The sequence below is a fragment of the Enterocloster sp. 210928-DFI.2.20 genome (genome assembly GCF_020554465.1).
GTDB classification, from domain to species: Bacteria; Bacillota; Clostridia; order Lachnospirales; family Lachnospiraceae; genus Enterocloster; species Enterocloster bolteae.
The window spans coordinates 39,936-53,352 of record NZ_JAJCHK010000041.1 but is presented as its reverse complement, the minus strand read 5'-3'; the positions used below and the strand labels follow the sequence as shown (position 1 = coordinate 53,352).

At 50.7% G+C, this 13,417-nt stretch carries 12 protein-coding genes; 8 read left to right on the top strand and 4 right to left on the bottom strand.

Annotated elements, in window-relative coordinates; translation table 11 throughout:
- Positions 1–155 precede the first annotated feature (155 nt).
- The 3 genes from LI015_RS24715 to LI015_RS24705 all read right to left on the bottom strand — a co-directional run bounded on the left by LI015_RS24715 (position 156) and on the right by LI015_RS24705 (position 2,524).
- Positions 156–572 carry a Fur family transcriptional regulator gene (locus tag LI015_RS24715; protein ID WP_002568988.1) on the bottom strand — a complete coding sequence of 139 codons (417 nt, stop codon included), beginning with the start codon at positions 570–572 and terminating at the stop codon, positions 156–158.
- A gap of 156 nt (positions 573–728) precedes the next feature.
- Positions 729–1,688: a LysR family transcriptional regulator gene (locus LI015_RS24710; RefSeq protein WP_002568987.1), complete on the bottom strand. Its 960-nt coding sequence runs from the start codon at positions 1,686–1,688 to the stop codon at positions 729–731.
- The gene (locus LI015_RS24705; protein ID WP_227126575.1) at positions 1,685–2,524 is read right to left on the bottom strand and encodes a phosphatase; all 840 of its coding nucleotides are present in this window, start codon (positions 2,522–2,524) and stop codon (positions 1,685–1,687) included. Before LI015_RS24705 ends, LI015_RS24710 begins: the two co-directional genes overlap by 4 nt.
- A gap of 212 nt (positions 2,525–2,736) precedes the next feature.
- Between LI015_RS24705 and LI015_RS24700 the strand changes: the two genes are divergently transcribed.
- From LI015_RS24700 to LI015_RS24670, 7 genes are all read left to right on the top strand, one after another.
- On the top strand, positions 2,737–3,513 hold the full coding sequence (locus LI015_RS24700) for a S1 RNA-binding domain-containing protein (RefSeq protein WP_002568985.1): 777 nt from the start codon (positions 2,737–2,739) through the stop codon (positions 3,511–3,513).
- A gap of 23 nt (positions 3,514–3,536) precedes the next feature.
- Complete coding sequence (locus tag LI015_RS24695) at positions 3,537–4,196, top strand: GTP pyrophosphokinase (RefSeq protein ID WP_002568984.1); 660 nt, start codon at positions 3,537–3,539, stop codon at positions 4,194–4,196.
- Positions 4,197–5,999, top strand: a complete 1,803-nt coding sequence (locus LI015_RS24690) for a glycerophosphodiester phosphodiesterase (RefSeq protein ID WP_002572959.1) — start codon at positions 4,197–4,199, stop codon at positions 5,997–5,999. It begins immediately after the preceding gene.
- Between the two features lie 16 nt (positions 6,000–6,015).
- Complete coding sequence (dtd, locus tag LI015_RS24685; protein WP_002568982.1) at positions 6,016–6,471, top strand: D-aminoacyl-tRNA deacylase; 456 nt, start codon at positions 6,016–6,018, stop codon at positions 6,469–6,471.
- A gap of 90 nt (positions 6,472–6,561) precedes the next feature.
- Complete coding sequence (locus LI015_RS24680) at positions 6,562–7,011, top strand: DUF3783 domain-containing protein (RefSeq protein ID WP_195632547.1); 450 nt, start codon at positions 6,562–6,564, stop codon at positions 7,009–7,011.
- On the top strand, positions 7,008–8,435 hold the full coding sequence (locus tag LI015_RS24675; RefSeq protein ID WP_227126574.1) for a vWA domain-containing protein: 1,428 nt from the start codon (positions 7,008–7,010) through the stop codon (positions 8,433–8,435). Before LI015_RS24680 ends, LI015_RS24675 begins: the two co-directional genes overlap by 4 nt.
- 44 nt (positions 8,436–8,479) lie before the next feature.
- Complete coding sequence (locus LI015_RS24670) at positions 8,480–10,009, top strand: AAA family ATPase (protein WP_227126573.1); 1,530 nt, start codon at positions 8,480–8,482, stop codon at positions 10,007–10,009.
- A gap of 154 nt (positions 10,010–10,163) precedes the next feature.
- Here LI015_RS24670 and LI015_RS24665 read toward each other — a convergent pair whose 3' ends face one another.
- Entirely contained in the window at positions 10,164–11,408 is a 1,245-nt protein-coding gene (locus LI015_RS24665; protein ID WP_002568978.1) for a dicarboxylate/amino acid:cation symporter, read from the bottom strand.
- A gap of 407 nt (positions 11,409–11,815) precedes the next feature.
- On the opposite strand from LI015_RS24665, the gene LI015_RS24660 reads away from it, so the two are divergent.
- Positions 11,816–13,366, top strand: coding sequence for an AbgT family transporter (locus LI015_RS24660; protein WP_330628694.1), 1,551 nt, complete (start codon positions 11,816–11,818; stop codon positions 13,364–13,366).
- The last annotated feature ends 51 nt before the right edge of the window (positions 13,367–13,417 follow it).

The following is a 13,417-nucleotide window of genomic DNA, read 5'->3' as shown; positions in this document are numbered from 1 at the left end:
TAACCGCAAACTGTACATACCCATTTCTTCATAATCAATATTCTCCTTTTCCTTTTTATAATGATGGCCAGGAGCCGGACAACAGATGTCCGGGCATCCTGACGAGTTGTTGATAATCAATAATAGTAATTATTACTGATATCAATATAAATCATTTAGGCTGGTTTGTCAATAGCTTTATCAACTTTTTTTTGTAAACAGCTGTTGCACCGCCCGTAGAACAGTACGTAGTGGCTGTCGATGATGCCCGGCGCATGTTCCTGGGCTTCCTTATTCAGGTCCTCCATGGCGCCTAATTCCATGTCATAAACCTGATTACACTCGCTGCACACAAAATGGTAATGCTGACGGGTATCTCCATCAAAGTGAACAGCACCGTCCCCGCAGGTCAGCTTTCGTATCTCGCCGGTCTCAGCCAGCAGATTCAGGTTACGGTAAACCGTTCCCAGACTGATATTGGGAAATTCTTCACGGATGCTGGCGTATAGGGCGTCTGCCGTAGGATGGTCGTGACGATTCATCAGACAGGCTTTGATGGATTCCCTCTGACGGCTATACTTTAGAGCTTTCATCGCATCTCCTTCTCTATATAAAGATAATAATAATAGTTACTGTTTATATTTTAGCAGAAGATGGATACACTGTCAAGGGCCGAAAAATACCCTGCATCCATCTTATGAGGGAAGCAGGGTATCTAATACATATATCAGGTATAAAGCATTATTTTTTTAGGGGGCATAGTCCAGCCGTTCCTTTGCAATGCGGATGAATTCGTGGGCGGCCCGGGACATGTAGCGTCCCTTGTGGTAGCCGATTCCCAGGACGCCGTGAGCCCGGGTGTAGTTTAAGGAATACAGGTTCAGGTGGTTCTGCTCCAGGACCGCGCTGCGGTAGGAATGGGAGGCAGGGTCCGGGGACATGAACATCCTGGGATAAAAGGTGATTCCCATACCCTTGCCGCTGAGAGCCAGCACGGTTTCGATATTTTCTGTCTCCAGCACGATGCGGGGACTCATCTGGGCGTCCTCGAAAATCTCATCCGCTATGGTGCGCACACGGTTCCCCTTTTTAAGCAGTACAAAGGGGCAGTGTTCCAGAAGGCGGATATCAGAGGCGGCGCGGAGTTTTTCTTTTATCTCCTCCACCTGGCCGGGATATGCTTTTTTCAGTGTCTCGTCCGGGACCACCATAAGAATCTCTTCATTACAAATGGGAACTGTTTCCACATTTTCCGCTGTAAAGGGCAGCAGGTCAATCATCAGGTCGATGTTTCCATGGAGCAGGTCTGAGGCCAGCTGGCTGGAATTTCCCTCCGCCAGATGAAGCTCGATGCCCGGAAACTGGGACTGGTAGGTGGGCAGGATTTCCGGCAGAATGACCCTGCCGCGCGTATGGGATACTCCGATGGAAAGCTGTCCTGTGGAGAAATCCTTAATATCGGAGATTTCCTTGTAGGTCTCATCCCGCAGGTCCAAAAGCTCCCTGGCCCTGGTCTTTAGGGCCCTTCCCGCATAGGTAAGGGTCAGAGGGGAGGTGCGGTTGAAGAGAATTACGTCAAATTCCTTTTCCAGGTTGGATATATGGTTGCTCAGGGACTGCTGGGAGATGTAGAGCTTCCTGGCTGCACGGGTAAAGTTGAGCTCCTCGGCAGCTACCAGGAAATATTCCAGGTTCAGGAAATTAATCATGACTCATTTCCCCCCGAAGCGTTTCCCTCCTGTACGGTTTCCTCCTGTACGGTTTCCTCCTGTATGGTTCCTGACCGGTACAGGTGCCCGCAGCGTTCATCTTCCTGCTGGGCCAGGATGGCGGCTGCTTTGGGAAGAAAGCCGCACAGACGGTCAAGGGACGTGTTGACTATCAGCTCCTGCGGAAAGTCCACTTCCTCCAGAAGCGCGTGGGCAAAGCCGTGATTGCCTGCGTCTGCTTCGCAGTGGGCATCGCTGTTTATGATAATGCTGGTGCCGTAGTGTCTGCACAGTTCCAGCATTTTTATATAATTATCCCTGGCTCCCACGCGGAAGCTTAATGGGTTTAAGGAGCTGTTGTTTACCTCCAGAAGTTTATGGTGTTCCCCGGCTGCAGCCACCAGTGTGTCATAGTCTATGGGGAAACGGCTGTCATCCGGATGACCGATAATATGAATCAGGGGATTTTTAAGCGCCCCCAGGTAAGCGCTGGTATTCTGAAGCGCCGTGCCGCTGTGGATACAGGGCTGGTGCAGGCTGGCTATGGCATAGTCCAGGGGTTCCAGGATGCTCTGTTCCAGGTCCACGGTTCCGTCATAATCCATAATATTCAGTTCCACGCCCATCATCAGCCTGACGCCGTAAAGGGTCCTTGGCAGGACTTTGAAATTGATGAAATGGAAGGAATGGCAGCTGCCGGGCATGGCAGGGGCATGGTCGGAGCATCCAAACAGGGATAATCCTTTGACCGAAGCCGAGTGAACCATCTCGTAAAGGGAATTATAGGCATGGCCGCTGGCTGTTGTATGTGTGTGCAGGTCCAGTAAATCTATCATGGAATGCAGGTCCTTTCTAGCGTACATTGAGACATTTTAGCCGCTGAATGCATCATATCATATTTTCAGGACAGTGAAAAGGCGTAAAAAGAGGATAAAAAATAAAAAAGGTATAATTTTCGTCATAAAACTATAGAAATATTAGGTGGGTTGTTGTTATAATGGTAAGGAATATATTTTGGTAAAATGTACAGAAGGCGAGGAGAGTAATTATGAGTGAAGAACTGAACAAAGAGCTGGAGAATGAAGTGACGGAAGAGGTAAAGGAGGCTGCACCCATGGAGACCATGGAGGATTACGCGGCTGAACTGGAGGCTTCCTATAAGACACTGAACCAGAGGCACATCGAGATTACCGAGGAGGAGAGCGGCGCGGGGGCGAAATGGGCCCAGTTCGCTCAGATGATGGAGGACAGAACCGTTGTCAAGGTTAAGATTGCCGAGGCGGTAAAGGGCGGCGTGGTCACATCCCTGGAGGAAGTGCGCGCATTCATTCCGGCATCCCAGCTGTCTACAGAGTATGTGGAGAAACTGGAAGACTGGCAGGGCAAGTATGTGGAGGCCGTCATCATCACGGTTGATCCGGAGAAGAAGAGACTGGTGCTTTCCGGACGCGAGGTGGAGAAGGAGAAAAAGGAAGCGCAGAAAAAGGAGCGCATGGCTCAGTTCAAGGCCGGTGATGTGGTGGAAGGCACTGTGGACAGCATTAAGCCTTACGGCGCGTTCATTAAGCTGGACGACGGCGTGGACGGACTGCTTCATATATCCCAGATCAGCACCCAGAGAATCAAGCATCCCAGCGCAGTCCTGACCGAGGGACAGACCGTAAAGGTTAAGATTCTCTCAGCACAGGAGGGCAAGCTGAGCCTGAGTATGAAGGTTCTGGCAGAACAGCAGGCAGACAAAGAAGAGCATGAGACATTTGACTACAAGGAGACCGGTTCGGTATCCACAGGGTTAGGCGACCTGTTAAAAGGGCTTAAACTCTAGGCTTAAGGTAAGGAGGGATAGGAATGACCAATATCCCCAAAGCGGACGACCAGGTTGACCAATGGCGTTCAGTGATGTTTCTCTATGATTCAGCACTAAAAAAGGTCAATACAAAGATTGAAATATTAAACAACGAGTTTGCGAACCGTTATGACTATAACCCTATCGAGCATATCAAATCCAGACTGAAATCAGCTGAAAGCATTGTCATGAAGCTTAAGAAGGACGGATACGAGGTAACCATTGAGAATATGATGGAATGCCTCAGCGATATTGCGGGTATCAGGATTATATGTTCGTTCACGTCGGATATCTACCAGATAGCCGGCATGATAGCGGCTCAGGGGGATGTGACTGTCCTTCATGTAAAGGACTATATCAAAAACCCCAAGCCCAACGGATACAAGAGTTATCATATGGTAGTAACTGTGCCGGTCTATCTCACAGATGGACCGGTGGAGACCAAGGTGGAGATTCAAATTCGTTCCGTTGCCATGGATTTCTGGGCCAGTCTGGAACACAAGATTGCGTATAAGTTCGAGGGCAATGCCCCGGAGAACCTGCTGAAGGAACTAAAGGCCTGCGCCGATATGGTGGATATACTGGATGCCAAAATGTTTTCACTTAACGAGGCTATCACGGCATTTGCCAGGGAGCAGAAAGAAAGGTCGGAAGAATCTTAAGTGAACCGATTGATAAAAGAGACAGACCAGGTAATTAAACTGAACCTGCGCCAGCTGGTGATTTTTGAAGTATTGTTCCGGCTGGTTGCAGGTACATTCTATATCAGGCTGGTAAACCAGCTCTTAAGGTTCTCGTTGCGCATGGCAGGATACAGTTATCTGACCATGAGTAATATGGGGGCCTTTCTTCTGCGCCCGGCAACCATTGTCTGCGCCCTGCTGGCAGCGGTGCTGGGGATGGTGCTTATGGTGGTGGAAATAGGGGGCCTTATCACTGCCTACCAGGCTGCGGCCTATTCCATGCGGGTGGATTCCGTGTACATTTTAAAAGGCGCGCTGGGCAAGGCATGGGATGCGTGTAAGGGGAGGAACTGGAAGCTTCTCCCGCTGGCTCTGGCTGATTATGTGATGATGAACAGCTATCTGCTGCTCAGGATTCTCACAAAGATAAAGCCCCTGAATTTTGTCATGTATGAAATCATGCATGCGCCGGCGGCACGGCTGGGCCTGGTGATGCTGACGGCAGCCCTGGTGCTCATAGGGATACCTACTATGCTGGTGTTTTTTGCCTGTATGATTGAGCAGAAGCAGTTTCGCGACGGTTTCAGAAGGAGCATGGAGCTTTTAAAGGGACGCAGCCTCAGGGCAGTAGTCCTGCTGCTGGTTGTGAATTTTGGGCTGGCTGTGGGGCTGGTTCTCATGTACGTGGTCATTGTGGTGGTATCTGCCGTGATTGTCACCCTGTTTGTGGACAGCTATGCGGCCATGGCTGTGCTGGCAGCTGTATGTACTAAACTGGAAGTGGTAGTGCTGTTCATTGGAGGGATATTGGCTCCCCTGGTGGACTTTGGGGCTCTGACCGTGATATATTACCAGTATGGAATGAAAAGCGCGCATGCAGCGCCCTGGGATTTTACCATGCCTTATGAGCTGCATTTTAAGAGAAAATGGATACTGACCATAACAGGGGCGCTGGCGGGAGCCAGCCTGTTTCTTATATTCGATATGGTATACAACGGCACATCCCCTGACTGGGATGTGCTGGGGCAGACAGAGGTGACGGCCCACAGGGGAAGCTCCCGGATGGCTCCGGAGAATACCATGGCAGCCATTGAGGCGGCCATGGAAGAAATGGCGGATTACAGTGAGATTGATGTACAGACAACTGCGGACGGAATTGTGGTGGTGTGCCACGACCTGAACCTTAAGCGGGTGGCAGGGGTGGACCGCAGGCTGGGTACCATGACCTATGACCAGGTAAGCCGGCTGGATGTGGGAAGCCATTTCAGCTCCAGGTTTGCCGGGGAGCGGATACCCACCCTGGAAGAAGTACTGGAAGCCTGCAAAGGCCGTATGAAGCTGAACATTGAGCTTAAGAATATAGGAAATAGTTCCAGTCTGCCGGAGCAGGTGGCTGCCCTGGTACGGGAATACGGTATGGAGGACCAGTGTGTCATCACGTCGGTTAAGCTGGGATATCTGGAGCGGGTAAAGGAGATGGCTCCTGAGCTGAGGACAGGATACATTCTGGCGGCTGCCTACGGAACGTATTATGACAATGAGTATATTGATTTTATCAGCATCCGTTCCAGCTTTGTGGGAAGGAAGCTGGTGGAAGCAGCCCATGAAAAGGGCAAGGCGGTCCATGTGTGGACCGTGAACAGCAAAACTGAGATAGAACAAATGAAACTGTTAGGCGTGGACAATATCATCACAGATTATCCGGTGCGGGCCAGGGAGATACTCTACAGGGAGGAAACCACCGAGACGCTTATGGAATATCTGAAAATGATGCTGAGATAAAAGGAGATAATAGCATATGAGAGCAGTGGTACAGCGGGTGACGCAGGCCAGCGTCACTGTGGATGGAGAATTATTGGGAAGAATTGGTAAGGGGTTTCTGATACTATTGGGAGTGGCGGACGGAGACACCCGGCAGATGGCTGAGAAGATGGCGGATAAGATTTGCCGTCTGCGGATATTTGAGGACGAAAATGGAAAAACTAACCTATCACTGGAGGATGTGGAGGGTGAACTTCTGGTGGTCAGCCAGTTTACCCTGTACGCGGACTGCCGCAAGGGAAACAGGCCCAGCTTTATAAAGGCAGGCGCTCCCCAGATGGCGGAGTCCCTGTACAAACATTTTATGGAGAGGTGCAGGACCCATGTGGATGTGGTGGAGAAGGGACGGTTTGGAGCAGACATGAAGGTGGAGCTTCTCAATGACGGACCCTTTACCCTGATGCTTGACAGCCAGGAGCTGTTTGGAGAGTAGGAAACGGAAGAACCGGCGGCGGGAAAGCGGCGCGCAACATGGTGCGGTAAGGGGCTGTAAACAGGCCCTGTTGAAAGGAGATGGCAGGACATGGCTAAGATGATGGAGACTGTACTGTACTATAATCCGGGCAGACCGGAGACAATGAAGCATGTGGCTATGATGAAAAGCGTGCTGGTCCGCATGGGCGTGCGCATAAGGAACATAGGACCGGAACAAGTCCTGGAGAAGGTTGGATATCTTGCCGGAATGGAAGGCTATGAGGCTGCGGGAGGCAGCGCCGGGGCAGACGGAGCTGATGGGGAGAGAACCGGAGCCGGACCGGGTGAGCTTCCGGTTATACCGGAGGAAGTCATGGTATTAAAACAGTTTTCAAGCCAGAGACTGGACATGCTGCTGGCAGGACTGCGCAGGGCCGGTGTGCCCAGGATTGCCCTGAAGGCAGTTCTGACAGAACATAACAGTGACTGGACCTTCTACCATCTGTACCAGGAATTAAAGGAAGAACATGAGACCATGACGGCAGGGCAGCAGCCATGACAGACCCTACCAGGAAAAGGCAGCTGGAGGAACTGGACCAGGTGACATTGTGCGCCAGGATTCTCTTACAGGCCAGAAGTGAGCTGTATGTGAACATGAAGTTTCTGGATGTGTCTCTCAGCAGTCTGGGCTTTGAGGCTGACTGGGCAAGAGAGGGACTGGGGACGGACGGGCATCTGATTTACTATGGGCCGGATTATCTGCTGGGCCTTTATAAAAGAGGCAGGACGCTGGTAAACCGCGGGTATCTCCATATGCTGTTCCACTGCCTGTTCTGCCATATGTATACACGAAAGGACAGGGACAAGGGGTATTGGGACCTGTCCTGCGACATAGCCATGGAGTACGTCATTGACGGATTATACCAAAAATGTGTCCATGTGCCGAGGAGTGCCCTTAGGAGAGAAATATATCTCAGACTTGAGAAGGCTCTGTCGGAAAAAGGTCCTGTCCTGACGGCTGAGCGGGTTTACAGGGCCCTTTTGGAGATGGAGCTTCCGGACCGCCGCCTGGACATGCTGAAGGCGGAATTCTTTGTGGACAGCCATGATCTGTGGGAGCAGGAGGACAGTCCTAAAATCGCCCGGTCCAGGCAGAACAAGTGGAATGATAACCGGGAGAAGATGCAGACGGAGCTGGAAACCGGTTCAAAGGATGCGTCTGAGGATAACCGGAGCCTGCTGGAGGAGGTTCAGGTGGAAAACCGGGAGAGGTACGATTACAGCCGGTTCCTTCAAAAGTTTGCGGTTCTGAAGGAAGAAATGCAGGTGGATCCGGATTCATTTGACTATGCGTTTTATACCTACGGACTGTCCCTGTACGGCAATATGCCCCTCATTGAGCCGCTGGAGTCCAGAGAGGTTTACCGGGTAGAGGATTTTGCCATTGTCATCGACACGTCCATGTCCTGCTCCGGGGAGCTGGTGAGGCGGTTCCTGGAAGAGACTTACGACGTGCTGTCTGAGACTGAGAGTTATTTTAAGAAGGTCCATTTACACATTATACAGTGTGATGACGCGGTGCAGTCAGACGTGCTGGTCACAAGCCAGGAGGAACTGAAGGCTTATATGGATGATTTCCAGATTAGAGGAAGCGGGGGAACGGATTTCAGACCGGCATTTGAATATGTGAACGGGCTTAAGAAAAGCCGTCAGGCAGCCTCTCTCAAGGGGCTTATTTATTTCACGGACGGCAAGGGAATCTATCCGGTTCAGGCCCCTTCCTACGACACGGCCTTTGTGTTCATTGAGAATATGTTTTCCGATGAATCCGTGCCTCCCTGGGCTATGAAAGTGGTGCTGGAGGAGGAACAGCTCATGGAGTACAGGCCGGGCAGCAGGAACAGAGATACGGAGGCGGACCAGAACCGCAGGAACGGGGAAATGCCGGCAGACCAGGACAGCAGGAACAGACATGGACAATAGAAACAGGGATGGATTGCCTATCCCACAGAGCAGGAGAACAGGACATGAATATTAAGCGGGCTAAGGAAGAAATAAAGGATACCATTGAAGCATACCTTTTAAAGGATGAGAATGGGGAGTATGTCATACCATCCATCCGGCAGAGGCCGGTGCTGCTTATCGGTCCCCCTGGAGTGGGAAAGACCCAGATAATGGAGCAGATATCCAGGGAATGCAGGGTCGGGCTGATATCCTATACCATCACCCATCACACCAGACAGAGCGCGGTGGGCCTTCCCTTCATCGAGAAAAAAATGTATGGGGACAGTGAGTATGCGGTGACGGAGTATACCATGAGCGAGATTGTGGCCTCCATCTATAACCGGATGGAGGAAACAGGACTTAAGGAAGGAATTCTCTTTATAGATGAAATCAACTGCGTATCCGAAACCCTGGCTCCGACTATGCTGCAATTTCTCCAGTGCAAGACCTTTGGAAGCCATAAGATACCTGAGGGATGGATTATAGCAGCTGCCGGCAATCCGCCGGAGTATAACAAGTCGGTAAGGGAATTCGATGTGGTCACCCTGGACCGGATTAAGCGGATTGACGTGGAACCGGATTTGGCAGTGTGGAAGGAATATGCATATGCTGAGAATATCCATCCGGCCATTATATCCTATCTCAGCATCAAGGGACAGAATTTCTGCCGGATAGAGACAACCGTGGACGGAAAGCTGTTCGCCACCCCAAGGGGATGGGAAGATTTATCCCAACTGATCCTGGTCTATGAGAGTCTGGAAAAAAGAGCTGACAGGGATGTGATCAGCCAGTATATCCAGCACCCCAGAATTGCAAAGGATTTTGCCAATTATCTGGAGCTGTATTATAAATATCAGAATGAGTATCAGGTGGATGAGATTTTGCAGGGCACCATACGTGAGGCGCTGTGCGACCGGGTAGCCAGGGCGCCCTTTGATGAGCGTCTCAGCGTTACAGGTCTGATTTTGTCCAGGCTGACTGAAGGATTTAAGAAACTGTGGGATAAAAATGCTTCCATGGAACTTCTGATGGAGCAGCTTAAGAGATACCGCCAGGAGATGGACGGCAGGGCCAAGACCTCTGCAAACAGCGCGGCGGCGCAATCCCAATCGCCTGCCATGGCTTTGTCCTGCCTGGCTCAGGAGCTGGAGAAGGAGCGCCTTCACAGGAAGAAAAGCGGACTGTCAGGAAGGCGGGAGGACCGCCTGTGGCTGCGTGTGGGAATCATGCTGGAGGAATATGCCCAGCAGATGAGAAAGGAAGCTGTTGAGGACAGTGAGCAGGCCTGGGAATGGGTGCGCAGAAAATTCATGGAGCACAGCGACTGCTATGAGGCCATGAAGGAGGATTGCGGCAGCCGCCTGGAACATGCCTTTGACTTCATGGAAGCTGCCTTTGGAACCGGCCAGGAAATGGTCATATTTGTCACGGAGCTGAATACCAGCGAGGCGTGTGTGCGGTTCCTGGATGAATATGAGTGTGAACGCTATTACCAGTACAATAAGGACCTGCTTTTTGATGAACAGGAGCAGGCCATAAGGCAGAAGCTGTGATGAAATAGACAGAAGCTTTGATGAAATGTGCAGTGAAATACAAAAGAGCGCGTCTGCGGCTCATTCTTTCCATGGTTGGTTTAACCGTGGGAGGATTGAGCGTCAGACACGCTCCTGTTTTTTATTTTAACTGCTGACAATCTTTAACTGAAAATCAATATTTTACTACCTTCGTCTCATTATACACGTCCCGGTCCAGGTCGCCCAGCTTGCTGGATACAAGCATGCCTACCATGACATCAACGTCAACGTTCATAAGTGTTCTGAACATTCCTGAGAACCAGTCAATACCAATAAGAATAGCAATACTTTCCAACGGCAGCCCCAGTGAGGAGGCAAGGAAGGTATACACGATTACGGAACCGCCCGGCACAACGATAGTTCCCATGCACATCAGACATGAAAGCAGGATGGCCATTCCCATTTGATAGGTGGTCAGCTGGATTCCGGTGGACTGTGCCATAAAGAAGATTGCAGCCACATAACACAGGGCTGCGCCGCAGCTGTTCATGGACATGGTAATGGGTCCGGTAAAATCTGCAACCTTACGGCTTACGCCGAACTTTACAACCGCATCTTCCATCTTGGTTGGAAGGCAGATTGCGCCTGAGGTGGTGGTAACGGCCATCATGGACATTTTAGCAAATTTCTTAGGCATCTTTGCAGGGTTTACTTTACAGAGAGCAGCTGTCAGCGGACCATAAATAAGGAACTGGATTGCATCTCCCAGCAGCAATACTCCCAGGAATTTAATCATAGGAATAATAACCTTGAAACCGGTGGAGCCTGCAACGTTTGCCAACAGACAGAAAATTCCGATTGGTGCAACATGCATGACAGCCTTTATGATGTTGGTAATAATGGTGTTAAAACCGGTTACCCATTCAACCATGTTCCTGTTGCCGCTCTGGCGTGTATATGTACCCATGGCTGTGCCAAAAAACAATGCGAAAACAATACATGGAACCATAGCGCTGTCAGCCATGGAGCCGATGATATTTGTGGATACAAAGCCTAACAGCGTGTCCTGAAGCGATGCTGTTTCAGCGGAGGCATTGGCAATGGCCTCTGCGTTGGCGATTTCGATACCGATGCCGGGCTGTATGAGCATGGACAGAACAACCCCCAGTCCTGCTGATATTAAAGTGAAAAAGATAATCCACTTAAATGTGTGGAACCCCATCTTTCCTACATCCTGGCCGTCTCCGCTTCCCACCGCGCCTGCCACTGCAGTCATTACCAGCAGTACAACCGACATCTGGATTAACCGGATAAAAATATCACCGATAAATTTTAAATTTGAGGCCCATGGCCCAATCAGAGATCCAAAGACAATACCGCCTGCTGTAGCGATTAGAATTTGTGTTGTCAGAGACAACCCTTTTTTCTTTCCCTCCATTGTTTCCCCCTTTTCTTTTCCCTTCTTTTTCTTTCTTGTGCTGATTCCTGTACTAACATTTCGTTTCACGTTCCCATGTCCTGTATGCTTATATTTTAAGGCACAAAGCTGTTTGAAACAATGACGGCAACTTGGAAAGATTTTTTAATTTTTTTATCTAAAGTGTATAATGGGACGCAAAAACACAGTTGATTTTGTTGTGCTATAAACCAATAAATATAATAGACTGGCAAAAAGTGACTGTCAAAATGACAAAGGCTTCAGCCGCTGTTTTTTAGCCGAAGCTCCATAGTTAATATGAGAATGTAATATAAGCCGGTAAAGAAGGGAATGATAAACCGGATATAGAATATGGCCGCAGAAAGAATTTGGCCGGACATAGAATACACATGATGGGAGGAATTGTTTTGGCAAATGATGGGCAGAAAAAAAGCATGGTCCTAAAAGCCTTGGATACCGTGGAGCGGGTGGGGAACAGGCTGCCTGACCCGGCAGTGATTTTCCTGATTCTGACGGGAATTGTCATCCTTGTGTCCGCCCTGTGCGGATTCCTGGGATTGTCTGTCACATATGATTTTCTGGACCGCACAAGCGGTGAGATTACTAAAATGACAGTGGAGGCCGTAAGCCTTCTGGCGCCGGACAGCATCCGGTATATGGTCACCGCGGTGGTGCCTAATTTCACGGGATTTTTTGCGCTGGGAACTGTTTTTACCATTATGATAGGCGTAGGGGTGGCGGACGGTACGGGCTTCATGTCTGCCCTGCTGCGCAGGGTGGCTTCCTCCACGCCAAAGTCATTAGCCACCGCCGTGGTGGTGTTTCTTGGAATCATGTCCAACATTGCCTCATCCACAGGCTATGTGGTCCTGGTCCCGCTGGGCGCGGTCCTGTTCACGGCCTTTGGACGTCACCCGGCGGCCGGGCTGGCGGCAGCCTTTGCAGGTGTATCCGGAGGCTGGAGCGCCAATCTTTTAATCGGCACCAATGACCCCATGTTCGCAGGCATGTCCACCCAGGCAGCCCGCATGATTGACCCGGAATATACAGTGCTTCCCGTCTGCAACTGGTATTTCATGGTGGCATCCACGGTGCTTATCACAGTCATAGGCACCCTTGTCACGGACAGGCTGGTGGAGCCCCGCCTGGGGCCTTGGGGGCCTGTGGAGACAGGGACCATTGAGGATATCGGGGAAAATGAAAGGAGAGGAATGGGCTGGGCCGGCATCACGGTGTTGGTATATGCGGCGGTTATGGCTCTTTTGACGGTTCTGCCCGGAGGACTGCTGCGGGATCCCCAAACCCATTCACTCCTCAATTCCCCATTTATGGACGGCATCATCTTCTTTATGATGCTCCTGTTCCTGCTCCCCGGTCTGGCCTACGGTATCGGAGCGGGCACCCTGAAGAACAGCAGGGACGCGGTGGCTCTTGTGAATAAGTCCATAAGCGGCCTGGCAGGCTTTATGGTGCTGATTTTCTTTGCGGCCCAGTTCACAGCCTGTTTTAACTATTCCAACCTGGGCACCATTATTTCCGTCAAAGGGGCGGATTTCCTCCAATCCGTGGGGCTTACGGGACTTCCTTTAATCGTCTGCTTTATCCTTCTGACAGCCGGTATCAATATCTTCATAGCGGTGGATTCCGCTAAATGGGCCATCATGGCGCCGATTTTTGTCCCCATGTTCATGCGTCTGGGTCTTTCACCGGAGCTGACCCAGGCAGCGTACAGGATTGGGGATTCCAGTACCAATATCATTGCTCCCCTGATGCCCTTTTTCGTATTGACGGTGGCGTTTTTCCAGAAATACGATAAGGACGCCGGAATCGGGAGCGTAATCTCCACCATGCTTCCGTATTCAGGGGCTTTTTTGCTGGGATGGATTGTGATGTTCACTGTCTGGTATCTGACAGGTCTGCCGCTGGGGCCGGGATCGCCCCTGTTTTACGGGCTGTAGTTTCAGGAAGCCTGGGGATTTGTGGAAAGCGGCAGGGGAGACTGTTTGATT

What these genes read in the sequence shown, in the direction of transcription:
- LI015_RS24715 (WP_002568988.1), bottom strand. Translation starts at nt 572, where the DNA reads ATGAAAGCTCTAAAGTATAGCCGTCAGAGGGAATCCATCAAAGCCTGT.
- LI015_RS24710 (WP_002568987.1), bottom strand. Translation starts at nt 1,688, where the DNA reads ATGATTAATTTCCTGAACCTGGAATATTTCCTGGTAGCTGCCGAGGAG.
- LI015_RS24705 (WP_227126575.1), bottom strand. Translation starts at nt 2,524, where the DNA reads ATGATAGATTTACTGGACCTGCACACACATACAACAGCCAGCGGCCAT.
- LI015_RS24700 (WP_002568985.1), top strand. Translation starts at nt 2,737, where the DNA reads ATGAGTGAAGAACTGAACAAAGAGCTGGAGAATGAAGTGACGGAAGAG.
- LI015_RS24695 (WP_002568984.1), top strand. Translation starts at nt 3,537, where the DNA reads ATGACCAATATCCCCAAAGCGGACGACCAGGTTGACCAATGGCGTTCA.
- dtd (WP_002568982.1), top strand. Translation starts at nt 6,016, where the DNA reads ATGAGAGCAGTGGTACAGCGGGTGACGCAGGCCAGCGTCACTGTGGAT.
- LI015_RS24680 (WP_195632547.1), top strand. Translation starts at nt 6,562, where the DNA reads ATGGCTAAGATGATGGAGACTGTACTGTACTATAATCCGGGCAGACCG.
- LI015_RS24675 (WP_227126574.1), top strand. Translation starts at nt 7,008, where the DNA reads ATGACAGACCCTACCAGGAAAAGGCAGCTGGAGGAACTGGACCAGGTG.
- LI015_RS24670 (WP_227126573.1), top strand. Translation starts at nt 8,480, where the DNA reads ATGAATATTAAGCGGGCTAAGGAAGAAATAAAGGATACCATTGAAGCA.
- LI015_RS24665 (WP_002568978.1), bottom strand. Translation starts at nt 11,408, where the DNA reads ATGGAGGGAAAGAAAAAAGGGTTGTCTCTGACAACACAAATTCTAATC.